Origin of the sequence: Mycobacterium kyogaense, from assembly GCF_003254575.1 — a bacterium.
GTDB lineage: Bacteria > Actinomycetota > Actinomycetes > Mycobacteriales > Mycobacteriaceae > Mycobacterium > Mycobacterium kyogaense.
Genome location: NZ_QJUA01000045.1, coordinates 1 through 26,952 on the forward strand (window position 1 = coordinate 1; position 26,952 = coordinate 26,952).

Consider the following 26,952-nt stretch of genomic DNA (forward strand, 5'->3'; position numbering starts at 1 on the left):
GGCCGAGACCATCAAGCCGCCGGTGCCGGTCGCGGTGCAGCAGACGCCCCAGCAGGCGCCGCGCACCGTCTATGTCGAGCAGGCACCCGCACCGGCTCCCGCCGCCCCAGCACCCGCACCCGCACCCGCCGCCCCGGCACCCGCGCCGGTCCCGGTGGCGCCGCCGCCCGTCGTCGCACCGGTCCCCGCGCCCGTTGTGGTGCCGCGGCCGATCATCGTCGTGCCGCAGCGGCAGTGGCCGGTGTTCTCGCCGCCGAAGCCCGCGTGGACGTGGCCGAGCAAGCCGGAAGCGCCTGAGCCGGAAGAACCGGAGACCCCGCCGTGGACGCCGCCGGTGACCCAACCGCAGGTGCCTCAGGTTCCGCAGGTTCCGCAGACGCCGCAGTGGCCGGGCTCCAACTCCGGACCGAGCAGCGGCCGGAGCAGTGCCGATTACGGTTCCGGTGGTTATGGCAGCTCGGGCGGGTATGGCGGCTCGGGTGGCTACGGAGGCTCGGGTGACTCGGGTTCGTCGTCGCGCGGTAGCTCGGGTAGCGGCTCCTCCGGCGGGGAGAAGTGCTTCCTGATCTTCTGCGCGCCCGGTGGTGGCCGCGGCTAGCGGTCAGCTCCAGCGAGAGCCGGGACACCGTCCTCGGTGCGCCAGAGTGAGCGCGCACCCGCCGAGAACCGTTCCAGCGTGGTGACGATGCTGCGCCCCTCGGGGGTGTGGCCCCAGATGCTGATGCCCTGGTGAGTGGTCGGCTCCCACGTCGTCTCGTCCACGACGATGGGATTCCAGCCCACCTCCCACTCGAACCCCGACGGCGACACCGCATAGAAGGACAGCTCCCTGTCGTTGGTGTGCTGGCCCACCGAGAGTGCCATGTCGAAGCCGAGGTCTTTGACCCTGCGGTAGGCCGCCACCATGTCGTCGAGCTCCGCGACCTGGATGTTGCAGTGCTGGATGCGGGTACGAATCGGGTTGAGCGGCAAGCGATTCACCGATGCGATCGCGACGGAATGGTGGCGCTCGTTGACGCGCAGGAAGCGGATCTTGAACTTGAGCCCGCTGATCGTCTCGTCGATGTAGTCCGACAGGCGCGCGTCGAACACAGTGCGGAAGTAGCCGTGCATCTGCTGTGGCTTCTTGGTGGCGATCGCGACGTGGCCCATGCCGTCGCGGCCCGTGACGAATCCACCGGGGACGCCCAGCCGTGCGTGCGATGACACCGGCCGGGCATTGACGTAGACCTCCTGGGACAGGCCCTTGGGTCCGGGAAAGCGGACGAAGCGCTCCACGCCGCGGAGTTCGGCCTCCTCGTCGGTGCCTGTCGTCAGCGTGACGCCGTGATCGTGCACGCGGCCCACAACGGTGTCGAAGGTGTCGTGGTCGTCGATTTCCCAGCCCAGCGCGGTCGCGTCCTCCGCGGGTCCGCGTTGCAGCAGGAATCGACAAGCATTGTCATCCAGGCGGAATCGCATGACATCGGCGAGGGTGTCGTCCACATGCATGCCGATGGCATCGCGGCCGAAGCGCCGCCACTCCCCGAACCTGCCGGTCTCGATCACCACGTAGCCCAGATGCACCCTGCCGAAGACGTCTTTCGTCATCACGCTGCCTCCCAACGAGACTCGGCGGAGAGAAAGCCGGCGACGAGCTCGTTGAACAGTTCGGCGCGCTCCCACTGCATCCAATGTCCGGTGCGAGACGTCATCACCAGCTCCGCATTCGGCATCATGTCGACGAGCATCGGGCCGCCGGCCGGGCGGTTGACCTTGTCGTCTCGACCCCACAACACCAGGGTTGGGTTCGGCAGGTGCCGGAGCCGTCTGTCGCGGGTCAGGTCCATGCGCCACAGCGTTCGCAGCCCTGACGGCCGCCGCAGCGGCGGATGGGCGATCACCTGCGGATCGACGGAGGCCTGATAGCGGGATTCGATCACGTCGTCGGGCACCGAGGCGCCGTCGTGAACGAGGTAGTTGCGGATGAAGGTCTCGAGCTTCTCGCGGCTCGGTCCGTCGCCGCCGTAGTACGCCAGCAGGTTCTTCAGACCTGCGGTGGGCAGCCCGCGGGTGGTGCCGATACCACCGGGACCCATCAGCACCAGTTTCCCCGCGCGCTGCGGAGTGTCCAGTGCGAATCTCAGTGCGGCGGCTCCTCCGTAGGAGTTCCCCACCAGATGTGCTCGCCTGATACCGATTTCGTCGAGCATGCCGCGGACCGCGTCGGCGAGGTACCCGAAAGGATCGCTGTGATCGACGTACTTGGTCGACCGGCCGTAGCCCGGCATGTCGGGCACGATCACCCGGTGCGATGCGGCGAGCGCCTCGACGTTGCGGGAAAAGTTGGACACCCCCGAGGCGCCGGGGCCGCCGCCGTGCAGGAGGACGACGGGTGACCCGTCACCGCCGGTGTCGGTCAGGAAGATCTCTGCTCCGTTGACGGGGACCGTGTGCTCAGTGCTCGTGGTGGTCATACCTGTTGTCTCCGTGGTGAAGTGGTGGTGAATCCCGTGGGAGGAGCCGGCAGCTGCTGGTCGGCGTCGGCGGCGGCATAGACGAATGCGTCGGGCCGCACCGCGACGGCCGTGGCTTTTCGCGTCCGTAGCCAATCGATCAGCGTGCCGTCGCGGTCGACCAGAGCGCCGGTTGTCGGCGCACTACCCGGGGGGAGGATCTCGACGATCGGAACCGCGACTGCGCGCCACTGCTGCCACCGTGCTGGTGTCCCGACGTGCAGTACCGTCCACGCGCCGAGGGCGTCGTCGAGGCGGACGCGGTCGCCATTGCCGTCGATGACCCAGGGCTGGGGGATCTGCCAGCCGACTGCGGGGTTGCCGTTGCCGGCCAGCAGGCCGGTTCGGTAGCGGGCATCCGGGAGCCAGCGGTGCTCGCGAAGCCAGGTGGTGACGTACGGGATTCTGCCGACGGTGCGGAAGAGGGTGTCGCGAAGCCTGGCGCGCAACGGGTTTCGCTCGACGATCAGGTGTCCGACCTTGACCGCCCGGCGGGTGACCTCCTTGACGTGCGGCATCCGCTCGGTCTGGTAGCTGTCCAGCGCCGACTCGGGAAGCGAACCGGCCAGCACGGCGTCGAGCTTCCAACACAGATTGGCGACGTCGCGGATACCGGCGCACATGCCCTGGCCGATCCACGGGGGCATCGCATGCGCCGCGTCGCCGGCGAGAAAGATCCTGCCGACTCGCCAGCGGTCGGCGAAGCGTACGTGGTGGCTGTAGCACGCGGTGCCGATGACATCGACGTTCTCCTCGGTGATCCCTTGGGCGTGCAGCACATCCCAGATCGACTCGGGGGCGAGGAGGCGGCTCTCGTCCTCGTGGTCTGCCACTGGGAACTCCCATCGGTGATGCCCGAGTGGAGTGGGGCAGTCCACGGTCGGGCGCTCGGGGTTGCAGTGGAAGCGCAGTCGATCGTGACCGGGCCACTCCCGTAGCACCCTGGTGTCGATCACGATCCAGCGTTGAGAGAAGGTGCGGCCGCCGAACCCGATGCCCAACTGTCCGCGCACGGTGCTCGATCCGCCGTCAGCGGCGATGACGTAGCGGGCACGGATGCGCCGGAACGCGTCGCGGTCCAGGTCTGCCAGCATCAACTCGACATCGTCGGAACCTTGTGTGACACGCAACAATTCGTGACGCAAGAGGGTTGACACGTTGGGTAACCGGTCGACGCCCTCGCGCAACGTCCTGTCCACCGCGGGTTGGTAGATGAACTGCTGCGGAGGATGTCCGTTGCCCCGGTCGACCGGTAGCAGGGTGGCGAAGGTCTTTCCGGCGGCATCGACGAAGTCGGCGCCGGTGCCCGGCTGCATGTCGGCGGCGAGATGGTCGGCCAGACCCACCTGCTGCCAGATGCGCATCACCTCCTCGTCGACGGAGATGGCCCGGGCCCGGAAGTAGACATCCGGATCTCGTTCGATCACAACGACATCGAGCCCGCGGCGGCCCAGCATGTTGGCCGCGGTGGCGCCCACCGGGCCGTATCCGACGATGGCCACGTCGAACATCGTCCGATCATCCATGGCTGCTCCTCGCTTGCTCTGTAGTGATCGCTACGGTAATGTAGCGATCACTACATGGTCAAGGGGTGAAACGCACATGGCTGAGCAGCCCAAGCGCCGGCAGCGGCGCGCCGACGGTGAGTTGTCCCGCGGACGCATCCTCGACGCAGCCACCGAAATCGCGGCCGAGCGGGGTTATGAGGGCACCAGTATCGGCGCCGTCAGCGCCAAATGCGGCCTGCCGGCGAGCTCGATCTACTGGCACTTCAAAGACAAGGACGACCTGATCGCTGCGGTCATCGAACGGAGCTTCGGCCACTGGTTGACCGTGTGGCAGCTGCCCGACGACGTCACGGCGCCCGAACGTCTGCGAGAGGTGGCGATGGCGACGGCCAAAGCGCTACTGGACTCGCCCGACTTCCTCCGTCTCGGCCTGATGCTGGCCCTGGAGCGCCGCCCGGTCGAACCCGAGGCGCGGGCGATGTTCGTCAAGGTCCGCCAGCAGGCTTTCGACGCGCTCTCGGCCGGCATTCGTGACATGGGCATGGGGTTGACCGAGGAACAGGTCCGTCAGCTGTCGACGTATGCCATGGCCGGAGCCGACGGGCTCTTCATCGCGAAGGAAATCGGTGGCGACAGTGTGGATCTGCTCGCGTTGTTCGCGCTGCACGGTCAGGCGCTCTACGACACCGCCGCTCGCATGGTCGAGGACGGCACTGGAGGACGGTACCGCAGCTAGCCGACCGAGCTGATCGTCGCGTCGCAGATCGGCAGGTTCACCGCCAGTAGATGCGACTTCGTGGTGTTGGGCGCGGTGACGACGAGCGTTCCGGTCCGTCCGCATCCGCTGCCCGTGCTGGTGTCGACCGCGGACGATTGCACGCCAGCGGTGGCCTTCTCGCCCGGCTGCAGCTCCAGATGCGGGGCGGAGTTCTGTGGCCGGCGCGCGACGTGCACCAGCACCCCGCCCGCTGCCGTCACCAGGTCGGCACCCGGATAGCCGACGAGTACACACGTCTGCGCCGAGCTGTTGGTGAACGTCACGTCCACCCGGCGCAGCGTGTCGGCCTCGGCCATCGGTCCCGCCGCGACGGTCAGGTCGTCGTTGCCGCACGCCGCCGGCACCGCAGGCGCGGACTCTGTCGGTGACGCGGCCGTCGTCGGGGATGGCGTCGGGGGGACGGGTGCCGCGGAAATGGTCGTGGTCGCGGACGGCGTCGCGGTCACGGTGACCGTCGTCGGCGGAGTGTCGGTGCGGTCGGAACCGCAGCCGGCGAGCAGTGCCGCCGCAGCGACACCTGAAATGAGCAGGGGTGTTGTCCTCATGGAAGCAGTACAGGCCACACGAGCCGCTACCGATCCCACATTCGCGGCACGCGACCGTCACCTCCCGTTGATCTCGCGGCCAGTGTCACGTTCCGATCGCCTCATACCGGGTAGCTACAGAGGCACTATGCGATGCACCGTCTTCGGTACCGGGTATCTCGGCGCCACCCACGCCGTCGGGATGGCCGAACTCGGCCACGAGGTGATCGGCGTCGACGTCGACGCCGGCAAGATCGCCAAGCTGGCCGGCGGCGACGTCCCGTTCTACGAGCCGGGACTGCCGGAGATGTTACGGCGCAACCTCGATACGGGCCGTCTGCGCTTCACCACCGACTATGCCGAAGCCGCTGACTTCGCCGACGTCCACTTCCTCGGCGTCGGAACACCGCAGAAGAAGGGCGAATACGCCGCGGATCTGCGACACGTGTACGCCGTGATCGATGCACTCGTGCCGCAGCTGCGCCGCCCCGCGGTGATCGTCGGGAAGTCCACCGTGCCCGTCGGCACCGCCGCCGATCTCGCCGAGCGCGCCGCTGCGCTGAGCCCGGAGGGGATCGCTGTCGAGATCGCGTGGAATCCCGAGTTCCTGCGGGAAGGGTTCGCCGTCCACGACACGCTGCATCCGGATCGGATCGTCGTTGGTGTGCAGAGGGATTCGCGGCTGGCCGAGGATGCCATCCGGTCGATGTATGCGCCGTTGCTCGATGACGGGGTGCCGTTCCTGCTGACGGATCTGCAGACTGCGGAGCTGGTCAAGGTCTCCGCCAACGCGTTTCTCGCCACGAAGATCTCGTTCATCAACGCGATCTCCGAAGTCTGCGAAGCCGCGGGCGCCGACGTGACGACGCTGGCCGATGCGCTGGGTTACGACGCGCGTATCGGACGACGGTTCCTCAACGCTGGCTTGGGTTTCGGAGGTGGCTGCCTGCCCAAGGACATTCGGGCGTTCATGGCCCGTGCCGGTGAACTCGGCGCCAACCAGGCGCTGACGTTCCTTCGCGAGGTCGACAGCATCAACATGCGCCGCCGCACCCGCATGGTCGAACTCGCCACCACCGCGTGCGGCGGCTCTCTGCTCGGCGCGAACGTCGCCGTTCTGGGTGCAGCGTTCAAACCCGAGTCCGACGACGTCCGGGATTCGCCCGCTCTGAACGTGGCCGGATTGCTCCAGCTCAACGGTGCGACCGTGTCCGTCTACGACCCCAAGGCGATGGAGAACTCCCGCCGGCTCTTCCCGACCCTGACCTATGCGACCTCGGTCGCCGAGGCCTGCGACCGCGCCGACGCCGTGTTGGTGCTGACCGAGTGGGCCGAGTTCGTCGACCTGGACCCCGAAGCGCTCGCCGGCACCGTGCGTACCAAAGTCGTTGTCGACGGCCGTAATTGCCTCGACTCACAGCGGTGGCGGCAGGCCGGCTGGCAGCTCTATGCGTTGGGTCGTAGCGTCGAGGAGTGACCGTCTACGCATTGAATCTCTTCGACATCGCCGATCCCGCCGAGTACCGCGCGTACTCGAAGCGTTCACCGCAGGAAGTCGCCAAACACGGCGGCCGGGTGGTGGCGCTCGGCAAGTTCGACGAATCTGTCACCGGAGACATCGAGCCCCGCACCGTGCTGATCCTTGTCGAGTGGGACTCGAGGGAGGCTTTCGACAGCTATCGCAACGACCCGGAGTTGGCCGAGCTGCACGCCCATCGGGAGAACGGGGCGTCGTCATACATCTGGCATCTGTTCGATCGACTGGATGACTTGCGGCCGTTGCTTAAGCTCGGGTGATGTCTCGATTCCGACATCGGCTCCGATGGCTGGTCCTGCACGGCATCGTCCGCGGCCTGTCCACAGTCGGCGCGCGGCGTGGGGATCCGCAGGCGCGGCTGATCGCCGACCCCGCCGTACGGGCCGATCCGGCGGCGTTCGCCGACGAGATGCGCGCCCGCGGCCCGGTCGTGCGCTCCCGAACGGCGCTGATGACGTTCGACCACGCCGTCGCCAACGAGGTGCTGCGGTCCGACGACTTCCACGTCATGAGTCTCGGCGCCGGCCTGCCGGCAGTACTGCAACGCATCAACGAGAAGACAAGCACCGGGCTGCTGCACCCGATCGAGCCGCCGTCACTGCTCTCGATCGAGCCGCCCGACCACACCCGGTGCCGGAAAATGGTGTCGTCGGTGTTCACCACCCGCGCAGTCGCCGCCTTGCGCGACCGCGTACAGGACACCGCGGACAAGCTGCTCGACCGGATGGAGGGTCAGTCCGGAGTCGTGGACGTCGTGGAGGCGTATTGCGCCCAACTGCCGGTCGCAGTGATCAGCGACATCCTGGGTGTGCCCGAGAATGACCGGCAGCAGATTCTGCGGTTCGGCGAACTCGCCGCGCCCAGCCTGGACATCGGCCTGTCCTGGAAGCAGTACACGAGCGTTCACGAAGGGCTGGTCGGGTTCAACGCGTGGCTCACCCACCACCTCGACGAGCTGCGTCGCAACCCCGGCGATGACCTGATGAGCCAACTCATCCAGGCCAGCGCCCAGGCCGAGGAGGGGGCGCAGCTCTCGCAGCGGGAACTGCTGGCCACCGCCGGCCTCGTCCTGGCTGCGGGGTTCGAGACGACGGTGAACCTGCTCGGCAACGGCATCCGGATGCTGCTGCAGACACCCGAGCACCTCGAGACCCTGGCCGCCCGCCCTGAGCTGTGGCCCACCGCCGTCGAAGAGATCCTCCGGCTCGACTCCCCGGTGCAGATGAGTGCCCGCTTCGCCCGCAGAGACGTCGACATCGCCGGCACCCGCATCGCCCGGGGGGAGCTGATCATCCTCCACCTCGCCGGGGCGAATCGCGATCCCAAGGTCTTCACCGATCCGCACCGGTTCGACATCGAACGCGAGAACGCGGGCAAGCACCTGTCATTCTCCGGCGGACGGCACTTCTGCCTCGGCGCCGCGTTGGCCCGCACCGAAGGTGAAGTGGGGCTGCGGACCTTCTTCGAGCGCTACCCCGGTGCGCAACTCGCCGGAGCAGCCCAGCGGCGGGACACCCGCGTGCTGCGCGGGTGGTCAACATTGCCGATCACGCTTGGGAGCGCGCGCACCGCGCTAGCGTGAGGAGGTGGACTTCCGAGCAGCTCTGCTCGAGCAGACTCGAGCTTTCGGCGATCTGATCCGGACGGGAGACCCGGCGACGCCGGTGCCGACCTGCGGGGACTGGAACCTCAAACAGTTGTTCCGCCATGTCGGACGCGGAAACCGTTGGGCCGCACAAATTATCCTCGAGCGCCGCAACCAGGAGCTCGATCCGAGGGACGTGCGCGACGGCAAACCGCCGGATGACCCCGATGCGGCGGCGGACTGGTTGATCGCGGGGGCCGAACTGATCAGCAACGCGATCGACCGCGTAGGCCCCGAGACCCGGGTGTGGACGTTCGTCGGGCCCCGGCCGGCGGGTTGGTGGATACGGCGGCGGCTCCACGAGGCCACCGTGCACCGCGCCGACGCCGCTCTGGCGCTCGGCGTCCCGTTCGAGTTGGCGCCGGATCTCGCCGCCGATGCGCTGAGCGAGTGGATCGACCGGGTGACGGAGGACCGGCGGCGGCCGCCGGCACTGGACCGAGGTCGTTCCATCCACTTGCACGCCACCGATGAGGAACTGGGGCCGACGGGGGAGTGGATGATCGTCCACGACGAGGAAGGTGTGTGGTGGTCTCACGACCACGGGAAGGGCGATGTCGCGCTGCGTGGGCCGGCGAAGGATCTGCTGCTGGCCACGGTGCGCCGTATCAGCACCGCCGATGCCGGGCTCGAGGTGCACGGCGACACCGCCGTCTGGGACGGGTGGCTGGACCGCACGCCGTTCTGAGCGGCCTAAGCTTTCGATCATGACCACTTCGGAGATGGCGACCGTTCTCGCCTGGCACGACGCCCTCAACGCCGCTGACGTCGACACGCTGCTGTCGTTGTCGAGCGACGACATCGAGATCGGCGACGCTCACGGCGCGGCGCAGGGCCATGGCGCGTTGCGTGACTGGGCCCAAGGGTTGGGCCGCACGATCGAACCCGGCCGCATCTACGTGCACGACGGCGTCGTCGTGGTCGAGGAGAAGGTCGATGGTTCGGGCTCGGCGGCGTCGGCCTTCAGGGTGGTCGCCGATCACGTGACATCGGTGTTCCGGCACGATGATCTGGCCGCCGCGCTGGCCGCCACAGAGCTCACCGAAGCAGACCTCACCGGCTGATGCGCGGCATCATCCTGGCCGGCGGTTCGGGCACGCGGCTGTATCCGATCACGATGGGAGCCAGCAAGCAGCTGCTTCCCGTCTACGACAAGCCGCTGATCTACTATCCGCTGTCCACTCTGATGATGGCTGGTATCCGTGACATCGCCGTCGTCACCACCCGCGAGGACGCGCCCGCCTTTCGTCGATTGCTCGGCGACGGGGCGGACTTCGGCATCAACCTCAGCTACGCCGTCCAGGACGAACCCGACGGCCTCGCCCAGGCTTTCGTGATCTGTGCCGACCACATCGGTGACGACTCAGTGGCACTTGTGTTGGGCGACAACATCTTCTATGGCCCGGGGCTGGGCACCAGCTTGCGGCGCTTTCACACCGTCGAGGGTGGAGCGATCTTCGCGTACTGGGTGGCCGACCCGTCGGCCTACGGCGTCGTCGAGTTCGCCGCCGACGGGGCGGCGTTGTCGCTACAGGAGAAACCGGCGACACCGAAGTCGCACTACGCGGTGCCGGGCCTGTACTTCTACGACAACGACGTCATCGAGATCGCGCGCTCGCTGCGGAAGTCGGCGCGTGGGGAGTACGAGATCACCGAGATCAATCAGCGGTACCTCGAGCAGGGCCGGCTCAGCGTCGAGGTGCTCGCCCGCGGCACGGCGTGGCTGGACACCGGCACGTTCGACTCGTTGCTCGACGCGAGCGACTACGTCCGCACGATCGAACGCCGGCAAGGGCTCAAGATCAGCGTGCCCGAAGAGGTGGCATGGCGGGTCGGCTTCATCAGCGACGACGAATTAGCCGCGCGCGCAAATAAACTCCTGAAGTCCGGATACGGCGCGTATCTGCTGGAGCTGCTCGACCGCTGACCCGACTCGCGGAAGTTTTGATTGCCATACGTCCGTATTGCCCGTAACTTTGCTGTCATATTTGACGCCGAGGGGGGCTCATGGGGTGGGAGAAGTACGTCGGTCGTGTCGGGGGATTGGCCGTCGCTCTGGGAATCGGTTCCGCGATCGCGGCGGTGCCGGGGGTGGCGTGGGCAGACACCGACGACTCGGGTTCGACCAGCGTGTCAGCGCCGGCAGCCGGGCATGTGGTCGATCGTCCCGCGAAGGCGCTGACCAAGCCGAAGGCGGCCCGCGAAGACCGGCCGGTTCGGAAGCGGGTGTTCGAAGGGCGCCGGGGCAAGCCGACCGACGCCGGGACGAGTTCGATTGACGTTGCGGTCGTTTCGACGCCGGTTGCCGACGAGCAGGAGCCGGTCACGAAGACCGTGCGGCCGCTCTTTCAACCGCGTGCTGCCGCCCAGCCCGAGAAGGAGCCCGAGTCGCCCGCGGCTGCGCCGATGCTGTTGACGATGCTCGCGGCGGCCCGCCAGCACGCCGAGGAGCGCCGCGCCGACCGGGCCGCTGCGGCGGCAACGTCGAGTGCCGTCCAGGCGAGTCCCTCCGCGGTGGTAGACCCCGCCGACACCGAGATCCGCGGGGTGCCGAAGGGACCCGTGGTTGTCGGTGCCACGGGGACGATCTATCAGGTCACCACCGATGCGGACGGAACTCGCGTCAGCATCATCGACCAGGACGGTCACGTGATCACCACCAGCGATGCGTTCCCCGATGCGCCGGTACCGGCGTCGACGTCGGTCGCCAGACCCGACGGGTCGGTCGTCGTCATCACGGTCAACGAGCGCAGAACGCGCTCGACCGTGTGGTCGGTGAACGAGCAGGGCGACCTCACCAAGATCACGACGGTCCGGGGCTTCGCCGACGCACCCGAGGTCGGGGCGGACGGATCGCTCTATTTCCACAGCGACATTCCGTTCTTCCTGAGCCCGATCGGGTTCGTCGGCTACCGCACATTCCGAGTCTCGCCGACCAACACCGTGCGGACGTATTCGCCGCAGACGAGGGTCTCCGTTGCGCCTGACGGCAGCGTGTACCTGCTGCCCACCGGGTCGGGGAGAACGTTGCGCGCGTTCGGGGCGGACGGCACCACCAAGACGGTCGTCCTGCCCGGGGAGATCCAATACGGTTTCCCCATCGTCGGCGAAGACGGCTACCTCTATCTGCCCGTCCCTGTCCAGACGTTGTTCGGCGGCAAAACAACTCAGCTGTACACAATGCACGGTACACAGATCGCACAGCAGACGCTGACAGGTGTGCCCGAAAGCTATGTCGTGAAGAGCGACGGCGTCTACCTCGAAACCTACACCTACTCAGGCAACATCGATCTGGGTGACGGCACCACCTACATCTACAAGATCACCCCGACGGCGATCGCCGATCCGAGAATCATCCAGGGGCGTCTCACAGGGGACATTGGCGTCCGCCTTCAAGTGTCGGCGGACGGCACGATCTACGCGGTGCTCAAGGATCCTGACAGCACACGGGTCGTGGTGATCAGTCCCGACGGCACCAGCCAGACCACCGTTGACTTACCCGGTGGCACAACGCTTGTGGAGGGCGACGGCGGGCAGACCGATGACCACGGCTACGTCACCTACACTGCGAATGGCACCAGCTACCTCGCCGTGCTCAACCCCGACGGGTCCATCGATCGCACCATCGAGCTTCCGGCCGGCACGGAACCGGGCCCCGTGTTCTTCGGCCCGGACGGGGCGGCGTACCTCCTCAACTACACACTGGATCCGGATAGCACGTACCACTCGCAGGTGCTGTTGACACTGTCGAATGACCTGTTCTCGCCCGTCCTCAACTCGGAGGCCGACTACCGTTTGCCGCCGCTGAACGTCCAGTTCGGCCCCGACGGCAGCGGATATCTGTTGGTGCGGCCCGATTCTGGACTCGGGGTCAAGATCATCGGCTTCGACGTCTCGGGGCTGACGGGAACGACACTGACGGTCAGGGATAGCCGTGACTTCGGCTATAAGATCAGTCCCGATCAGGCGCTGGCATTCGCTGCTGACGGCACCGCCTATATCGCCACCGACGATCCCGACGGCCCTGCGGTGTATGCACTCACCAAGGCCGGGGTGACCAAGGTCCTCGACCTCGCCGGTACGCCACCGGCCTCCGGTGCCGTCATCGGACCCGACGGCACGGTGTACGTCACCACCGGCACCGCCGACGGCTTCACCATCGTGCGGACCATCGCGCCGCCGAACGCAGTCTGAACATGAACGACCACAACACAATCGGAGGGCGCATGGGGTTCGAGAAGTACGTCGGTCGCGTCGGGGGGCTTGCCGTGGCGCTGGGGATCGGTTCGGCGATCGCCGCGGTGCCGACGGTCGCCTGGGCGGCGCCCGACGACACTCCCTCGGTGAGTGCGACTGCCGGTCCCTCGAAAGCGTCGGCGGACAAGCCTGCTGAGAAGTCCGCAAAGAAGCGGGGCTTTGGCGCCAAGCGCGCCGCGACGGCGAAGACCACCGAGAGCGAAAGCTCTGACGACGAAGCGAGAACGGTTGCGGCGCCAAAAGACGACGACGCGGAGGCAAAGAAGGACGCCGAGACGCCAGCCGGCAGCCGGCTGTTCAAGCCGCTGTTCACGCCGCGGACTGCGACACCGCGGGACGACGATTCCGAACCCGCCGCCGCGCCGCTGCTGCTGACGATGCTCGCGACTGCCCGCCAGCACGTCGAGGAGCGCCGGGCCGACAGGGCAGCGGAGGCCGCGACGTCGAGTGCCGTGCAGGCGAGCCCCGCCGCCGATGCTGATCCCGCCGACACCGAGATTCGCGGGGTGCCCAAGGGGCCCGTGGTTGTCGGTGCCACGGGGACGATCTATCAGGTCACCACCGATGCGGACGGAACCCGGGTCAGCATCATCGACCGGGACGGTCACGTGATCACCACGAGCGACGCGTTTCCCGATGTGCCATTTGGTAGTTCGATCCCGGTCGCCAGGACGGATGGCTCGCTGGTGGTCGTCACGACCAACGAGCGCGCCACCCGCTCCACGCTGTGGTCGGTGAACAGTCAGGGCGAGGTCACGAAGATCGCGACGGTCGCCGGATTCACCAGCGGGAGGCCGCAGGTGGGGGCCGACGGTTCGCTGTACTTCGGCACCAACATCCCCTTCATCTTCAGTCCGATCGGGAACATCGGCTACCGCACGGTCCGCGTCTCGCCGACCAGCACGGTGCGGACATACGCCTTCGACACGAGCGTGACACTCGCGAACGACGGCAGTGCGTACCTGGTGTCGACCCAGTTCGGCAGTCGGACGCTGCGTGCCATCGGACCGGACGGGAAGACCAAAACGTTCCTGTTGCCCGGTGGTGCTGACGGAATGGACCCGATCCGCGGCGAGGATGGATACATCTACCTGCCCGTGGGGGCCCGAACGCTGTTCGGCGGCAAGACGACTCGGATCTACACGATGCGAGACGGCGACAGCACCATTCGGACCGTGGCGGGTCTGCCGAGCATCTACACCGTGAAGAACGACGGCATCTACCTCGCAACCGTCACCTATGCCGGGAACGTCGACCAGGGTGAGGGCTCCACCTCGATCTACAAGATCAACCCGACCGCCATCACCACGCCGAGGATCATCGACGCACGCGTGCGCGCTCTGCAAGTTGGTGCAGAGGGCACGATCTACGCGGTGATCCAAGACCCGGCCAGCACACCGGTCGTCGTCATCAGTCCCGATGGCACCACACGCAGCACACTGACCCTCCCCGGGACCGCACCATTCCCGACCGCCAACAATCAAATTCTCGGCGGGGGAGAACAAACCGACGACAACGGATACGTCACCTACACCGCGGACGGCTCCAGTTACCTTGCGGTGCTGAACCCCGACGGCTCGATCAACCGCACCATCGTGCTGCCCGCCGGTACCGTCCCGGGCCGCGTTTTCTTCGGCCCCGACGGCGCGGCCTATCAGATCAACCAGGTGCGTCCACTCAGCGGGCCGGCGACCGCGCAGATCCTGCTGACCCTGTCGAACGACAGCTTCTCACCCGAGGTGCGAGGTCCGGTGCTCGGCAGCGGTCAGGCCGACGTCCATTTCGCCCCCGACGGCAGCGGCTACCTGATCCTGCGGAACGATCCCGCTCTCGGCCTGCAGATCGTCGGCTTCGACTCGACCGGATTGACGGGCGTGGCCCAGACGCTGACACATCCCGTGACCACGGCGTACCCGATCTACCCCGTGGAGACGCTGGCGTTCGGGCCCGACGGCACTGGCTACGTCGCAAACAACGCGCCCGACGACCCAGCGGTGTACGCATTCACCACGACCGGAGTGACCAAGGTGCTCGATCTCGACGACGGCACGCGACCGACGGCCATCCCCGTCGTCGGCCCCGACGGCACCGTGTACGTCACCACGGTCAGCGCTGACGGCTTCACCACCGTGCACACCATCGCGCCCGTGGTCTAGGACGCTGCGCGCGGCGTCGCCAATACCGCGGCGATGCCGGTCGTCAGCGGCACCGACAGGGCCAACGCGATGCCGCCCACTGCCGACCGGGCGATCTCGATCGCCACGCTCTCACTGGTCAGCACGTCGCCCAGCGATCGGTTGGCCACGCTGAACAGCAGCAGCAGCGGCAACGCACTGCCCGCGTAGGCGAGCACCAGCGTGTACACGGTGCTGGCGATGTGATCGCGGCCCACCCGCATCGCGCCCACGAAAACGGCCCGGCGGCCGGCAGATTCGACCCCGGCGAGCTCGAACACCGCCGACGCCTGAGTGATCGTGACGTCGTTGAGCACGCCGAGAGAGCCGATGATGAAGCCCGCCAGCAGCAATCCGGTGATCGACACGTTGCCCAGGTACGCGGCGACCTCGTTGTTCTGGTCCTCCGACAACCCCGTCAGGTGGGCCACTTCGATTGCGGCCCAGGACAGCAGCGCGGCGAGCAGCAGTGAGGACAGTGTGCCCAGCAGCGCCGCGCTGGTGCGCAGGCTGACCCCGTGCGCGAGATAGATGACCGCGAACAGGATTGCCGCCGACGCCACCACCGCGACCGGAATCGCGGGCGCTCCGTCACGTAACGCCGGCAGTAGGAACACCACCAGCACCCCGAAAGCGATCACGATGCCGACCAGCGCACGCAGCCCGCGCCACCCCGCGACCGCGACGATCACGACGGCGAACACCGCGGCCAGCGCCGTCAGCGGCCACGTCCTCTCGTAGTCGAAGAACGCGTAACTGGTGGTCCCGGCGTCGTCGACCTGTCGGCTGACGCGGATGTCGTCGCCGACGGCGAGATGCGGTTGCCCGGGGCCGCCGCTGAATTCGAGCAACGTCGTCGCGCCCTGGTTCGGCCCGGAATCGATGTCGACGAGCGTCTGCACGCACTGGGCTCCCTCACCGGGGGCCGGGAGCGGATCGGCGGTGAGCACGGCGCCGGCCGAGGGGCTGCCACAGGTCGCGGTCCGGCTCGAGACGACGTGGCCCGCCTCCGTGGTGACCGCACCGCCGGCACTGTTCTGGAACGGCAGCGGGATGTCCGCCTTCTGGCTGTCGGGCCACAGCAGCACCAACCCGATCACGACCGCGACACCGCTGAGCGCGAGGAGGGCGACGACGATCTTCGCGGCCAGGGGCCCCAGTGGCGACGGACCACCCAGCGAGTGCGAATGGGAATGCGAGTGCGCCACCTTCGACAGAGTAGGCGGTGCGGCTGGATGGGCCACCTGACCTGCCGCCGAAATTGCTGCGGAACAGCCCCCTTCGACCGGCTTAGTCTTCTTGTCAATCGATCTGACCGGGGGTGGACGTGACTCGACGAGACAACAACACGGTGGCGATGAAGCGCGCGTATGAGTCGATGCTGTCAACAGAGGTCGCGCTCTTTCTCGGGGCACGAGGCTTCGTCAGAATCGACAACGAGTTCCACCGTCGACGGGGAGCGCTCGACGACGTGATCGGCTTCCAGGAGAACTGGCACAACGGGTCTGTGCGCTGGCATGGCTTTTTCGTCAACGTCGGGGTGGCATCGACCGAGATCGATTCGGCGTGTGCCGGACAGGACCGGCCGAGGACCTGCGCGAACAGGTGCCTGCTGCAGCGTCGCTGGGAATCACTGGTGCCTGAGCTGCCCTACGAACTGCGTATCCGCCCGGACACGGACATGACGGCGTTCACCGAGCAGTTGTGTCGGGGACTCGGCAGGTTACTCGACGCGCTCGAAAGTATCGACTCCACAGCGGCGTTGGTTCGATACGCGGTCAGCAACAACCTGCTCATCGCGTACGAGACCACGTGCTGCTACCTCGCCGCGATCGACGACATCGACACGCTGACCGGTTATGTGGCGACTCTGCGGGACTGTTTCGGGCATCAGGAACGGTGGTCGATCTTCAGCCGCGAGATCAGGGCGGAGACGGGACGGTGGGCGTCGACGCTGAACGAGCGCGGCGTCCTGGGCCCGGTCACTGCCGATAGCTGACCAGGAAGTTACCCAACCGGTCGATGGCGTTGGACAGATCGCGCGCCCAGGGCAGTGTCACGATGCGGAGGTGATCCGGTGTGGGCCAATTGAATCCGGTGCCCTGCACGACGAGGATCTTCTCCTGCAACAGCAGATCGAGCACCAACTGCTCGTCGTCGTGGATCTCGTATACCTCCGGGTCCAGCCGCGGGAACGCATACAGAGCGCCCTGAGGCTTGACGCAGGACACACCGGGGATGTCGTTGAGCTTGCCCCACGCGACGTCGCGCTGCTCGAGCAGCCGGCCGCCGGGCAACACCAGATCGTCGATGCTCTGATGGCCACCCAGCGCGACCTGAATCGCATGCTGGGCAGGCACATTCGGGCACAGCCGCATGTTCGCCAGCAGGCTGATGCCCTCGATGAAGCTGCCGGCGTTCTCCTTGGGGCCGGTGATGACCAACCATCCCGACCGGTAGCCGGCAACCCGGTACGCCTTCGACAATCCGTTGAAGGTCAGCGTCAGCACGTCCGGTGCGACCGACGCCATCGAGATGTGCTTGGCGTCGTCGTAGAGGATCTTGTCGTAGATCTCGTCGGAGAGCAGCAGCAGTTGATGCTTGCGCGCCAGCTCGGCGATCTGCTCCAGGGTCTCGCGGCTGTACACGGCGCCAGTCGGGTTGTTCGGGTTGATGACCACGATCGCCTTCGTGCGGTCGGTGATCTTCGACTCGATGTCGGCGACGTCGGGATTCCAGCCTTGCGTCTCGTCACACAGGTAGTGCACGGGGGTGCCGCCGGCCAGCGATGTGCAGGCAGTCCAGAGCGGATAGTCGGGCGCGGGGATCAGCACCTGATCGCCGTTGTCGAGCAGCGCCTGCAACACCATCTGGATCAGCTCGGAAGCGCCGTTGCCGAGGAACACATCGTCGATGTCGAAGCGGGGGAACCCGTCGACGAGCTCGTAGCGGGTGAACACGGCACGGCGGGCGCTGACGATGCCCTTCGAATCCGAGTAGCCCTGCGCGTAGGGGAGGGCGGCGATGATGTCGCGCATGATGACGTCGGGTGCCTCGAAGCCGAACGGCGCGGGGTTGCCGATGTTGAGCTTGAGGATGCGGTGGCCCTCGGACTCAAGCCGTGCGGCGTGCTCGTGTACGGGTCCGCGGATCTCGTAGAGGACGTCCTGCAGCTTGCTGGACTGCGTGAACTCGCGTTGACGCGCGTGCTGGCCACTTCCGGTCTGCCAGGGCACCTGATGCGTACTCATACGTTCGATCCTCCCACGCGCTGTCCAGCAGATTTCCGATATCCACTAGGCGTATGACGCCGCACGGTTGGTGAAGTCCACCCACGTGCGTTGCATGTCCCCAGGACTCAGCGTCGTTTCCCGGTACGGGCCGACGTCGCGGAACAGCTCCGGTGCGAGCAGGTCCAAGGCGGCCGACTGATCCCAGAACAACGATCGGCCGCCGTAGCCAGAGTTCTCCCAGGTGTCGATGGCCCACGAATTCGGATGGTTGAGCATGATCTGCTTGAGCGTGTTCGGCAGACCGGTCGGCCCCAGTGATCGCGCCATCTCCAGCGTCGGGCCGTAGACGGTGCCCTCGCACCCCGCACGGTTGGGCGTCAGATCGCAGTCACTGCGCGGCACATCGACGAAACTGTGCTCCAGCCCGGGCAGCTGCTCGTGGAAAACCTCTGCGCACGAACGTCTGTCGTAGCTGCAGTTGAAGGACTCGACGGCTTCGAGATCGCTGTCGGCGTTCACCGGACGGCCCGAGATCACGACGCGCCCGATCCTCGCTTTGATCGCAGGCCCGTAATCCACGAACGACGTGAAGGCGCCGAGAAGCAGCACATCGACCCGCTGACAACTCGCAACTGCGTCGACGACCTGCTGCACATAGCCGGTCTGCCGCGGAGTGGGCGGTAGGGGGGCCGGCAGGAAGTTGTTGAGCCGATCCATCAGCTGGCGGAAGACGAGTACGAAATCCCCGAAGCTGGAAGCGATGTCGGCTTCGGATCGACCGATGCCGGCACCGACGATCACGGGGATCGTGCGCTGTCCGGGTTCTGCCAGCAGCCGACTGGTCGCTGCCGCGCCCAGCTCCGGTGTCGTGAACCCCTCGGTGGTGACGACCGCTGCGACGTGGCGATTGCCGACGACCATCGGCATGGACATCATGTCGTCGATGTCGAGATCGGTGTCGATCAGCACGCACGTGTCCTGCGCGGCCCTGGCGTGCGAGGGTGCGTACAGGGCCGAAAACGCCAAAGCCGCCGTCGCGAGCAGCAATACCGCTTGCCGAACGTGGGCCCTGTGTACGGGATCTGATGAAAATCCGTACACAGGGCCCACGTTCGAGGAGTTACTTGCGGCCGGGGCGGCGGGCACCCTTGGCGATGCCGAGGCCCTTCACCGGCGGCTCGTCACCGACGATGCGGGCTTCACCGCTGCCGGAACCATTGCTCGAGCCATTACTGCTGCCGTTGCTCGACGGCTCAGGTGCGGGCTCCGGCTCCGCCGCGGCGGGCTCCGGCTCAGGCTCCGGTGCCGGTTCGGACTTCGGTGCAGCAGCGGGAGCCGCAGCGGCGGGTGCCTTCTTCGCTCCGGGGCGACGGGCGCCCGCGGCGATACCCAGCCCCTTGACCTCGGGCTCCGGCTTGGGTTCCAGGCCACGGTCGGAGTCGGCGGTGTCGGCCGGCTCGGTGCCGGCCTTGGCCTTGTCCGGTTCGACGTTCGCCGGCTGCACGACGGTCGCCGCACCCTCGTTCGGGGCGGCCTTCGGGGCAGCTTTCTTCGCGCCGGGACGACGGGCACCGGACGCGATGCCCAGGCCCTTGACCTCGGGCTCCGCCTTGGCAGGCGCCTCGGAACGAGCCTCCGCGGTGGCCTCGGCCGGCTTCTCGGCGGCCGGCGCCGCGGCCTTCTTGGCGCCCGGACGCTTTGCGCCACCCGCGATGCCCAAGCCCTTGACCGGAGCTGCGGTTTCGGCAGAGGTGGCCTCGGCCGGCTTGTCCTCCGCGGGCGCGGCGGCCGGGGCAGCCTTCTTGGCTCCCGGACGCTTGGCCCCACCGGCGATACCCAAGCCCTTGGCGGGTGCCGCCACGGCAGCCTTCGCCTCAGGCGGTGCGGTCTCGGTCTTCGCTTCAGCAGGTGCGGGCGTCTCGACCTTCTCCTCGACCGGGGCCGGGGCCGACGCCGCCTGAGCTTCCAGGCGAGCCGCGCGCTCCTCGGCTTCCTTGGCCGCGGTGCCCTTCTCGGGCAGCGTGACGCCGGTCTTGTCGAGCGAGCCCAGCAGCAGCTGCGCGACGTCGAGAACTTCCGGCGTCTTCTCCAGGCTGCGCGTCGACGTCACGTCGTCGACACCGTCGGTCATCATCACGCGGCAGAACGGGCAGCCGGTCGCGATCGCCGATGCGCCGGTGTCGACGGCCTCCTCGGAGCGTTCGACGTTGACGCGCTTGCCGATGTGCTCTTCCATCCACATGCGGGCACCACCGGCGCCGCAGCACAGGCCGCGCTCGGCATGGCGGGGCATCTCGGTCAGCTTCGCGCCCGACGCGCCGATCAGCTCACGCGGCGCCGAGTACTCCTTGTTGTGGCGGCCCAGGTAGCAGGGGTCGTGGTAGGTGATGTCCATCCCACCATCGGACTGCTTGACCGGGATCAGCTTCTTGTCCCGCACCAGCCGGTTGAGCAGCTGGGTGTGGTGGAGCACCGTGTAGTTGCCGCCGACCTGCGGGTACTCGCGGCCCAGTGTGTTGAAGCAGTGCGGGCAGGTCACGACGACCTTGCGGTCCACCCGCTCGACGCCTTCGAACAGGCCGTTGAGGGTCTCGACGTTCTGCGCCGCCAACTGCTGGAACAAGAACTCGTTGCCGGAGCGGCGTGCGGAGTCGCCGTTGCAGGTCTCGCCTTCGCCCAGCACCAGGTACTTCACGCCGGCGGTGGCCAGCAGCTCGGCGACGGCCTTGGTGGTCTTCTTGGCCCGGTCCTCGTACGCGCCGGCGCAGCCGACCCAGAACAGGTACTCGTAACCGGCGAACGACTCGACGTCCTTGCCGAACACCGGCACATCGAAGTCGACCTCGTCGATCCAGTTGGTGCGGTCCTTGGCGTTCTGGCCCCAGGGATTGCCCTTGTTCTCCAGGTTCTTGTAGAGGCCGCTGAGCTCGGCGGGGAACTCGGACTCCATCATCACCTGGTAGCGGCGCATGTCGACGATGTGGTCGATGTGCTCGATGTCCACCGGGCACTGCTCGACGCACGCGCCGCAGGTGGTGCAGGACCACAGCACGTCGGGGTCGATCACGCCGCCCTGCTCGAGGGTGCCCACCAGCGGGCGGGTCGCCTGCAGCGGTGAATCGGCGGGGATGCGCTCGAAGCCCGACTCGGGGACGTGCTCGTGGGAGTGCTTCTCGCTCTCCTTCTCGCCGCGAACCTCTTCGCCCAGACCGCCTTCCGGCGTGTTCTGCAGCGGCGATTCCTTGCCGTCGAGGAAGTACGGCGCCTTCGCGAACATGTGGTCGCGCAGGTTCATGATCACGAGCTTGGGGGAGAGCGGCTTACCGGTGTTCCACGCCGGACACTGCGACTGACAACGCCCGCACTCCGTGCAGGTGGTCATGTCGAGGTAGCCCTTCCAGGTGAAATCCTCGATCTTGCCGCGGCCCAGCACAGCGTCCTCGGCGGGATCCTCGAAGTCGACGAGCTCGCCCTTGGATTCGACCGGCAGCAGCGGCCCCAGCCCGTTGGGCAGGCGCTTGAACGTGACGTTGATCGGCGCGAGGCCGATGTGCAGGTGCTTGGAGTGCAGCACGATCAACAGGAACACCAGCATGATCGCGATGTGCGCGAGCAGCGCCAGCGTCTCGATCCACTCGTTGGCCGGCACGCCCAGCGGCCGCAGGATCGCGCCCATCAGCTGAGAGAAGAACGCACCGTTGCCGTAGGGCAGGTTGCCGGTGACCACCGCGGCGCCGCGGACCAGCGCGTAGGTCCAGATGACGTTGAAGATCATGAACAGGATCAGCCAGGCGCCACCGGTGTGCGACCCGTAGAACCGGGAGTCGCGGCCGTGCTTCTTGGGCTCGCGGACGATGCGGATGATCGAGAACGTGATGATGCCGGCCAGCACGGCGACGGCGAAGAAGTCCTGCAGGAAGCCCAACACGTCCCAGCGGCCGACGATCGGGATGTGGAAGTCGTGCACGACCAGCAGCCCGAACGCTTCCAGGTAGACGGTGGCCAGGACGAAGAAGCCCCACATGGTGAAGAAGTGCGCGATGCCGGGCACCGACCACCGCAGCAGGCGGGTCTGGCCGAACACCTCTTCGAACTGCGTGGTGATGCGCTTGCCGAGGTTGTCTTTGCGATTGTTGCCCTCGCTGAGCGGCTGTCCGGATCGGATCAGCTTGGTCAGCCACAGCACGCGTTTGACCGCCAACAGCCCGACGACGACGATCATCAGCGCCCCGACGATGATCCTGATCAGCATCTGGGTTTCCACGCGCATCCTCCGGTTCTGGTTACCAGTGGGTAACTTAGACCATGTTACTGACAAGTAACTTAGCTCGCTGCCAGCTCATAGTCGCATCATGCGCGGAATCGGCGCTACGAAGGTCGCCCTAACTACCGGTTGGTCAGGAAGCGGGGGCCAACATCACGCGCAGCATCGAGAGCATCTCCGAGCGCGATTCGGCCCCCAGTCGACGCCGGATCCGGGCGACGTGATGCTCCACAGTCTTCGCCGAGATGAACAGCTGGGCCCCGATGTCGCGGTAGGGCAGCCCCTGCAGCAGCAACTCGGCCACCTCCCGCTCGCGCTCGGACAGCGGCGCGGCGGGCCGTGCCCGCACGGTCGTCGGCCGGGTGGGCGTACGCGCGTCGGCCACGTCGATCGCCGCCTCCGGTGCTGCGACCGCCTGCTTGAGATCGCGGGCCAGTTGCAGCATCGCCTGCGACACCCGGGGATCGGTCGTGTGCAGCGCGGCTTGTCCGGCCAGTCGCGTCGCATCAGAGGTCTGGCCGACGTGCGCGAGCCCGCGCGCCGCGGCTGCGACCTCGTCGACGTCGACCGCGTCGGCGAGCACCCGCAGCCACGTTCGTCCGGCGGTGGCCAGCACTTTCCCCAGCGGCGAGTGCGCAGCGGCAGCGGTCAGCGCCTGGCCGTGCGGTGCCACGTCAGCGGGGGAATTGGCGAGAATGCCGGCGTGCACGCCTGCCCAGTGCAGGGGAACCGACCACAGCACCGGATCGCCGAGTCCGGCCAGCACCTCGAAAGCCTGGTCGACGGCGTGACGCAGCCGGTCGACCTGACGCATCCGGGCGGCGGCCATCCAGAGTTCGCCCAGTGGCAGGAGCGAGAACAGATCCGGCGCGCACTCGGCGAGCACCTCCATCGCCGCGTACCAGTGCTGCTGCATGGCGCCGGTGTCACCGCCGCGGCGGGCGATGGCCGTGTGCAGCGCCGACGCCCACAGTGCGTCGCGACGATGCAGCTGCCTGCCGGACAGTGCGGCGACCGCGGCCCCGGCCGCCTGCAGATGGCCGTCCTGCATCAGGGTCCAGCCCTGCAGCAGGCGATGCCGGTGCGTGACGAAGATCGCACCCGCGACCTCGTCGCCGGTCCCCTCTGGTGCCCGGTCGCGTACCGCACGTCCGATCACCGAACGGGCGCGCACCGGGTCGCCGCCGTGCAGCGCGGCCAGAGTGACCAGTGCGGCCGGGGTGTCGGGGGTGACGAGAGACGGGCTCGCCTCGGTGCCGATCGCCTGGCTCAGGCGGGTGAGCGCCACGGGATAGGGCGCGTCGAGCGTCAGGACCAGGCCGTCGCTGACTGCGCGGGCCGCCCGAGCCACCGAGGTCGGCGGTCCCGTCGAGATGCCCCGGGTGCCGGCTCGAGCGGCAGGCCCGTCACCCGCCGCCATCGCGGAGATCGTCGCTGCAGCAGCGACGTTGGCGTCGTCGTGGCCGTCGGCGGTCGGTCCGAGCCAGGCGAACAGATCGCGGGCCTGCGCCGAGTTGCCGTCATGCAGCGCAATGCTCGCCGCGATACGCACTGCGGCCGCCCGGTCCGCGGCGTCGGGGGCCGTCAGCATGTCATCGGCCAGCCGCGCCGCCGTCGCGCAATCACCCGTCAACGCGAGCGCATCCGCCAGGTGCGCGCCGGGCACCGAGCTGCCCGCCCGTGCCGCAGCCCGATAGAGGCGCGCCGCGCGTGCGGGTGCGGCGGTGTCCTGGCCGGCTAGCTCGGTCAGCGCCGCTGCCAGCCGCTCGTCGCGCAACCCGTGTTCCGCCAGCCGCAGCGCGAGCTCCGGCGTCAACGTCGACGACGCGACCTGCGACGCCAGAACCGACACCTCGATGTCGTGGTGGCGCGCCGCGCCGGCGATGGAGGCGACGGCGTCGTGGACTTCGCGCACGAACCCGGGGGGAAGCGACGGGTCGAGGAGTCCGCTGGCGCGAGCCCGATCGACGGCCGCGCGGGCGGCATCGGGCGTCATGGCCAAACCGGCCGCGATGTCATCGGGGCCGAGGTCGCCGGCCAGCGACGAGATGAGCAGGGTGTCGAGCAGCGGTTCGTCGAGGCGCCGGAGACGTTCGATCAGCCCGAACCGGGCGGCCTGGCGCACGGCTGGGACTCCCTGATCCACCGAGCGGATCGCAGGTCCCAGCAGAAACGGCAGGCCGGCGGTGGCTCCGACGAGCATTCGGACCAGTTCCGGCGCAGCGGGCTCGCCGAGAGCGGCGGCGGTGGTCCTGCCGACGTCGACCGGTGACAGCGGACCGAGCGCGACGGGAAGGTTCTCGCGCTCGAGCGCGAGGAACAGGCGACGCAGTGCCGGGTGATGCGCCAGAGGCTGCGCACCGATCACCACAGTCGCGCCGGGATCAGCGACGAGCTCGCTGAGCTGTTCGAGTTCGTCGCCGTCGAGTAGATCGGCATCGTCGACGAGCACCGCCGCGCCCTCGCTGTCCCCCGGACGGGGCGGCCGGGACAGCACCGGGCGGCCTGCGGTGCGCAGTGATTGCCGCAGTGCCGCCAGTACGGTCGACTTACCTGTCCCGATACCGCCGGTGACCAGCAGCTTCGTGGCTGCCTCAGGGTCGCGCTCGACTGCGCCGACCACCTCTCGCGCCGCCGGTGGCAGATCGGTGAGCCGAACCCCCGGACCGGTCATCGCCGAGGTCAGGCGCCAGCGTCCGGGACGACCGTCGTGACGACCGGCGGCGCCTCCGTGGTGGGCGGTGCGGCTGTCGTGGTCACCGGTGGTGCCGTCGTCGTGGGCGGCTGCGTCGTCGTCGGACGGGTGGTCGTGGTGCGCGTCGTCGTGGTCGTCGGCGCAGTGGTGGTCGTCGTGGTGCTCGTCGTCGTCGTGGTGGTGGTCGGTGCCGTCGTCGTGGTCGTCGACGACGGCGCGGTGGTGTCCGTGGTCGACGGCGGCGGTGGCGGCGGGGGCTGGCTGACGGTCGTGGTCGCGATGCCGTCCGAGCCGATCGTCACCGTGGTGACCGGCGGCGGCAGCTCCACGGGCGACGACTCCGCGGGCGGTGTCGCGGTCTCGGTGACCGTGCCTGGATCTCCGTCGGAGCTGGTCAAAGTGATGGCCAGTCCGCCGGCCGCCAGCAGAGCCGCGGCTGCCGCGATGCCGAACAGCAGGGGCGGACGTTTGTACCAGGGCAGCGGCGCCGGCTCGTCGTACGGTTCGTCTTCTGGCGCGAAGGCCATCGGCGGCCGCGCCGGCTCCGGGGAGGACACGTACTCCGCGCCGGTGTAGGGCACGGGTTCGGCACCCGGATCGTCGTCCTGCGACCACGCGAGGGCGCGGAACGTCGCCGACGCGGCCCCGTCGTCAGCGGCCTGACCGGCGGCCAAACCGGCTGCCCCCGCGGCCCACGCCGCCGGCGCCATCGCGGTCGGCTCCCCGGCGGCGGGGGCGAGTCCGGTGGCGGCCTGCGCATCCAGGCTCTGGTTCGCCACCAGGGCCGCACCTGCCGCGACGTTGAGCGCCGACTCCGGCGTGGTGATCACCGGTGCTCGGAGATGTTCTGAAAGTCGTTGTGTGACAAGCGGTATGGCGGCCCCACCGCCGACGGTCGCGATGGCTGAGATGCCGGCCGGCGGGACGGCGGCACGCTGGAGAGCATCGTCGATGACGGCGAGAAGACCGCCGAGGGGCTCGGCGATCAGCTGCTCGAGTTCGGGGCGGGTGAGGCGAATATCGGACCGGACGCCGGGCAGCTCGGCGGGCACCACCGTCGCGGTCTGCTCCGAGAGCCGCTCCTTGGCCTGACGGCATTCGTCGCGCAGTCGGGCCAGCGAGCCGACCGCGGCCGTACCCGCCGGGTCCGCATCGTTGGCGTCGGCGATACCGGACAGCACGTGATCGAGCAGGAGTTGATCGACCGCGTCACCAGAGAAGTCCGGATACCGCACCGTCTGGCCGACCAGGTCGAGGTTCGCTCCCGCGTCGGCGAGGGTGACGCTGGTTCCACTGCCGCCGAGATCGACCAGGACCACCACGCCCTGGTCGGGCAGACCCGGCGCGGCCTGCAACGCGGCCAGCGCCGCGGAGGCGTCGGGAATGAGGGCGGCGGGCACGCCGTCGGGGGCGAGGATCGGACGGGACCGCAGCGCACCGCGCAGGGCGCCCAGCGTTCCCGGCCCCCAGTGGGCGGGCACGGCGATGGCGACCGGGGAACCGCCGTCGACCAGGCGCGCCATCGCGGCCAGTGCCTCGGCGAGTACGACCTCGCCGCGGTGAGCCGAGCCGTCGGCAGCCACCAGAGGGACCGGATCGCCGACTCGGTCGACGAAGCCGCTCAACACCAGTCCGGGGTGCGCTCCGTCGGTCGGGACCCCGACCTCCGGGGCGCGGTCGGGATAGACGGTCAGGATCGACCGGCGCGTCACCGGTGGCCGCCCGACGCGCGCGGCCACCAGGTTCGTCATCCCGATCGACAACCCCAGTGGTTCGGTCATGGCGGTGCAGTCCCTCCTCGGCCCGTCTGTTCTCGGGCGGCCCGTCCCCGCGGACGGACCG

20 protein-coding genes and 1 pseudogene are annotated in these 26,952 nt (G+C 68.1%); 11 read left to right on the plus strand and 10 right to left on the minus strand.

The features are described 5' to 3' along the window. Nucleotides 1-598: pseudogene (locus DMB80_RS23395) on the plus strand (DUF7159 family protein); the annotation flags it as partial. Here the strand turns inward: DMB80_RS23395 and DMB80_RS23400 are convergent. From DMB80_RS23400 to DMB80_RS23410, 3 genes are read right to left on the minus strand one after another with little or no spacing between them, the layout of a single operon-like run. After that, nucleotides 595-1,590: a VOC family protein gene (locus tag DMB80_RS23400; protein ID WP_111512049.1), complete on the minus strand. Its 996-nt coding sequence runs from the start codon at nucleotides 1,588-1,590 to the stop codon at nucleotides 595-597. The pseudogene DMB80_RS23395 and the gene DMB80_RS23400 sit on opposite strands and share 4 nt — an antisense overlap. Continuing rightward, nucleotides 1,590-2,456, minus strand: a complete 867-nt coding sequence (locus DMB80_RS23405; protein WP_111512050.1) for an alpha/beta fold hydrolase — start codon at nucleotides 2,454-2,456, stop codon at nucleotides 1,590-1,592. Before DMB80_RS23405 ends, DMB80_RS23400 begins: the two co-directional genes overlap by 1 nt. Next, nucleotides 2,453-4,021, minus strand: a complete 1,569-nt coding sequence (locus DMB80_RS23410; RefSeq protein ID WP_111512051.1) for a bifunctional 3-(3-hydroxy-phenyl)propionate/3-hydroxycinnamic acid hydroxylase — start codon at nucleotides 4,019-4,021, stop codon at nucleotides 2,453-2,455. Before DMB80_RS23410 ends, DMB80_RS23405 begins: the two co-directional genes overlap by 4 nt. A gap of 76 nt (nucleotides 4,022-4,097) precedes the next feature. Here DMB80_RS23410 and DMB80_RS23415 point away from each other — a divergent pair, with 76 nt between their 5' ends. Next, nucleotides 4,098-4,739, plus strand: coding sequence for a TetR/AcrR family transcriptional regulator (locus DMB80_RS23415; protein WP_111512052.1), 642 nt, complete (start codon nucleotides 4,098-4,100; stop codon nucleotides 4,737-4,739). Here DMB80_RS23415 and DMB80_RS23420 read toward each other — a convergent pair. Then, the gene (locus DMB80_RS23420) at nucleotides 4,736-5,326 is read right to left on the minus strand and encodes a DUF4232 domain-containing protein (RefSeq protein WP_111512053.1); all 591 of its coding nucleotides are present in this window, start codon (nucleotides 5,324-5,326) and stop codon (nucleotides 4,736-4,738) included. The two genes, DMB80_RS23415 and DMB80_RS23420, sit on opposite strands and share 4 nt — an antisense overlap. Before the next feature lie 127 nt (nucleotides 5,327-5,453). Between DMB80_RS23420 and DMB80_RS23425 the strand changes: the two genes are divergently transcribed. The 8 genes from DMB80_RS23425 (at nucleotide 5,454) to DMB80_RS23460 (ending at nucleotide 14,900) form a co-directional block, all read left to right on the plus strand. After that, nucleotides 5,454-6,782 carry a UDP-glucose dehydrogenase family protein gene (locus tag DMB80_RS23425; protein ID WP_111512054.1) on the plus strand — a complete coding sequence of 443 codons (1,329 nt, stop codon included), beginning with the start codon at nucleotides 5,454-5,456 and terminating at the stop codon, nucleotides 6,780-6,782. Further along, nucleotides 6,779-7,102 (plus strand): DUF1330 domain-containing protein, encoded by a 324-nt coding sequence (locus DMB80_RS23430; RefSeq protein WP_111512055.1) that lies wholly within the window; start codon nucleotides 6,779-6,781, stop codon nucleotides 7,100-7,102. The genes DMB80_RS23425 and DMB80_RS23430 overlap by 4 nt, the downstream gene beginning before the upstream one ends. Beyond that, a complete protein-coding gene (locus DMB80_RS23435; RefSeq protein ID WP_111512075.1) occupies nucleotides 7,102-8,424 on the plus strand; it encodes a cytochrome P450 in 1,323 nt (440 codons plus the stop codon). The genes DMB80_RS23430 and DMB80_RS23435 overlap by 1 nt, the downstream gene beginning before the upstream one ends. A 4-nt stretch (nucleotides 8,425-8,428) precedes the next feature. Beyond that, the gene (locus tag DMB80_RS23440) at nucleotides 8,429-9,175 is read left to right on the plus strand and encodes a maleylpyruvate isomerase family mycothiol-dependent enzyme (RefSeq protein ID WP_111512056.1); all 747 of its coding nucleotides are present in this window, start codon (nucleotides 8,429-8,431) and stop codon (nucleotides 9,173-9,175) included. 19 nt (nucleotides 9,176-9,194) lie between these two features. Continuing rightward, the gene (locus tag DMB80_RS23445) at nucleotides 9,195-9,551 is read left to right on the plus strand and encodes a nuclear transport factor 2 family protein (protein WP_111512057.1); all 357 of its coding nucleotides are present in this window, start codon (nucleotides 9,195-9,197) and stop codon (nucleotides 9,549-9,551) included. Further along, on the plus strand, nucleotides 9,551-10,414 hold the full coding sequence (gene rfbA / locus DMB80_RS23450; RefSeq protein ID WP_111512058.1) for a glucose-1-phosphate thymidylyltransferase RfbA: 864 nt from the start codon (nucleotides 9,551-9,553) through the stop codon (nucleotides 10,412-10,414). The genes DMB80_RS23445 and rfbA overlap by 1 nt, the downstream gene beginning before the upstream one ends. A gap of 80 nt (nucleotides 10,415-10,494) precedes the next feature. Beyond that, the gene (locus DMB80_RS23455; RefSeq protein WP_111512059.1) at nucleotides 10,495-12,681 is read left to right on the plus strand and encodes an NHL repeat-containing protein; all 2,187 of its coding nucleotides are present in this window, start codon (nucleotides 10,495-10,497) and stop codon (nucleotides 12,679-12,681) included. A gap of 32 nt (nucleotides 12,682-12,713) precedes the next feature. Next, nucleotides 12,714-14,900 carry a hypothetical protein gene (locus DMB80_RS23460; protein WP_162938678.1) on the plus strand — a complete coding sequence of 729 codons (2,187 nt, stop codon included), beginning with the start codon at nucleotides 12,714-12,716 and terminating at the stop codon, nucleotides 14,898-14,900. Here DMB80_RS23460 and DMB80_RS23465 read toward each other — a convergent pair. Then, nucleotides 14,897-16,126, minus strand: coding sequence for a YibE/F family protein (locus DMB80_RS23465; RefSeq protein ID WP_111512061.1), 1,230 nt, complete (start codon nucleotides 16,124-16,126; stop codon nucleotides 14,897-14,899). The two genes, DMB80_RS23460 and DMB80_RS23465, sit on opposite strands and share 4 nt — an antisense overlap. 119 nt (nucleotides 16,127-16,245) lie before the next feature. On the opposite strand from DMB80_RS23465, the gene DMB80_RS23470 reads away from it, so the two are divergent. Continuing rightward, nucleotides 16,246-16,917 (plus strand): DUF4304 domain-containing protein, encoded by a 672-nt coding sequence (locus tag DMB80_RS23470; RefSeq protein WP_240431357.1) that lies wholly within the window; start codon nucleotides 16,246-16,248, stop codon nucleotides 16,915-16,917. Here the strand turns inward: DMB80_RS23470 and DMB80_RS23475 are convergent. The 5 genes from DMB80_RS23475 to DMB80_RS23495 all read right to left on the minus strand — a co-directional run bounded on the left by DMB80_RS23475 (nucleotide 16,901) and on the right by DMB80_RS23495 (nucleotide 26,891). Then, on the minus strand, nucleotides 16,901-18,169 hold the full coding sequence (locus tag DMB80_RS23475; protein ID WP_162938679.1) for a pyridoxal phosphate-dependent aminotransferase: 1,269 nt from the start codon (nucleotides 18,167-18,169) through the stop codon (nucleotides 16,901-16,903). The two genes, DMB80_RS23470 and DMB80_RS23475, sit on opposite strands and share 17 nt — an antisense overlap. A gap of 45 nt (nucleotides 18,170-18,214) precedes the next feature. Then, complete coding sequence (locus DMB80_RS23480; RefSeq protein ID WP_162938680.1) at nucleotides 18,215-19,120, minus strand: nucleoside hydrolase; 906 nt, start codon at nucleotides 19,118-19,120, stop codon at nucleotides 18,215-18,217. A gap of 151 nt (nucleotides 19,121-19,271) precedes the next feature. Then, nucleotides 19,272-22,415 (minus strand): heterodisulfide reductase-related iron-sulfur binding cluster, encoded by a 3,144-nt coding sequence (locus DMB80_RS23485; RefSeq protein ID WP_111512077.1) that lies wholly within the window; start codon nucleotides 22,413-22,415, stop codon nucleotides 19,272-19,274. Nucleotides 22,416-22,548: 133 nt separating this feature from the next. After that, entirely contained in the window at nucleotides 22,549-25,089 is a 2,541-nt protein-coding gene (iniR, locus tag DMB80_RS23490; protein WP_111512064.1) for an isoniazid response ATPase/transcriptional regulator IniR, read from the minus strand. A gap of 8 nt (nucleotides 25,090-25,097) precedes the next feature. Continuing rightward, nucleotides 25,098-26,891 carry an Hsp70 family protein gene (locus DMB80_RS23495; RefSeq protein WP_111512065.1) on the minus strand — a complete coding sequence of 598 codons (1,794 nt, stop codon included), beginning with the start codon at nucleotides 26,889-26,891 and terminating at the stop codon, nucleotides 25,098-25,100. Between the last annotated feature and the right edge of the window lie 61 nt (nucleotides 26,892-26,952).

Excerpts from the sequence above, each read along its gene's own strand:
- DMB80_RS23435 (WP_111512075.1), top strand. The coding sequence starts at position 7,102 with ATGTCTCGATTCCGACATCGGCTCCGATGGCTGGTCCTGCACGGCATC.
- DMB80_RS23425 (WP_111512054.1), top strand. The coding sequence starts at position 5,454 with ATGCGATGCACCGTCTTCGGTACCGGGTATCTCGGCGCCACCCACGCC.
- DMB80_RS23460 (WP_162938678.1), top strand. The coding sequence starts at position 12,714 with ATGGGGTTCGAGAAGTACGTCGGTCGCGTCGGGGGGCTTGCCGTGGCG.
- DMB80_RS23445 (WP_111512057.1), top strand. The coding sequence starts at position 9,195 with ATGACCACTTCGGAGATGGCGACCGTTCTCGCCTGGCACGACGCCCTC.
- DMB80_RS23405 (WP_111512050.1), bottom strand. The coding sequence starts at position 2,456 with ATGACCACCACGAGCACTGAGCACACGGTCCCCGTCAACGGAGCAGAG.
- DMB80_RS23455 (WP_111512059.1), top strand. The coding sequence starts at position 10,495 with ATGGGGTGGGAGAAGTACGTCGGTCGTGTCGGGGGATTGGCCGTCGCT.
- rfbA (WP_111512058.1), top strand. The coding sequence starts at position 9,551 with ATGCGCGGCATCATCCTGGCCGGCGGTTCGGGCACGCGGCTGTATCCG.
- DMB80_RS23400 (WP_111512049.1), bottom strand. The coding sequence starts at position 1,590 with ATGACGAAAGACGTCTTCGGCAGGGTGCATCTGGGCTACGTGGTGATC.
- DMB80_RS23420 (WP_111512053.1), bottom strand. The coding sequence starts at position 5,326 with ATGAGGACAACACCCCTGCTCATTTCAGGTGTCGCTGCGGCGGCACTG.
- DMB80_RS23415 (WP_111512052.1), top strand. The coding sequence starts at position 4,098 with ATGGCTGAGCAGCCCAAGCGCCGGCAGCGGCGCGCCGACGGTGAGTTG.
- iniR (WP_111512064.1), bottom strand. The coding sequence starts at position 25,089 with ATGACCGGTCCGGGGGTTCGGCTCACCGATCTGCCACCGGCGGCGCGA.
- DMB80_RS23475 (WP_162938679.1), bottom strand. The coding sequence starts at position 18,169 with ATGAGTACGCATCAGGTGCCCTGGCAGACCGGAAGTGGCCAGCACGCG.
- DMB80_RS23410 (WP_111512051.1), bottom strand. The coding sequence starts at position 4,021 with ATGGATGATCGGACGATGTTCGACGTGGCCATCGTCGGATACGGCCCG.
- DMB80_RS23495 (WP_111512065.1), bottom strand. The coding sequence starts at position 26,891 with ATGACCGAACCACTGGGGTTGTCGATCGGGATGACGAACCTGGTGGCC.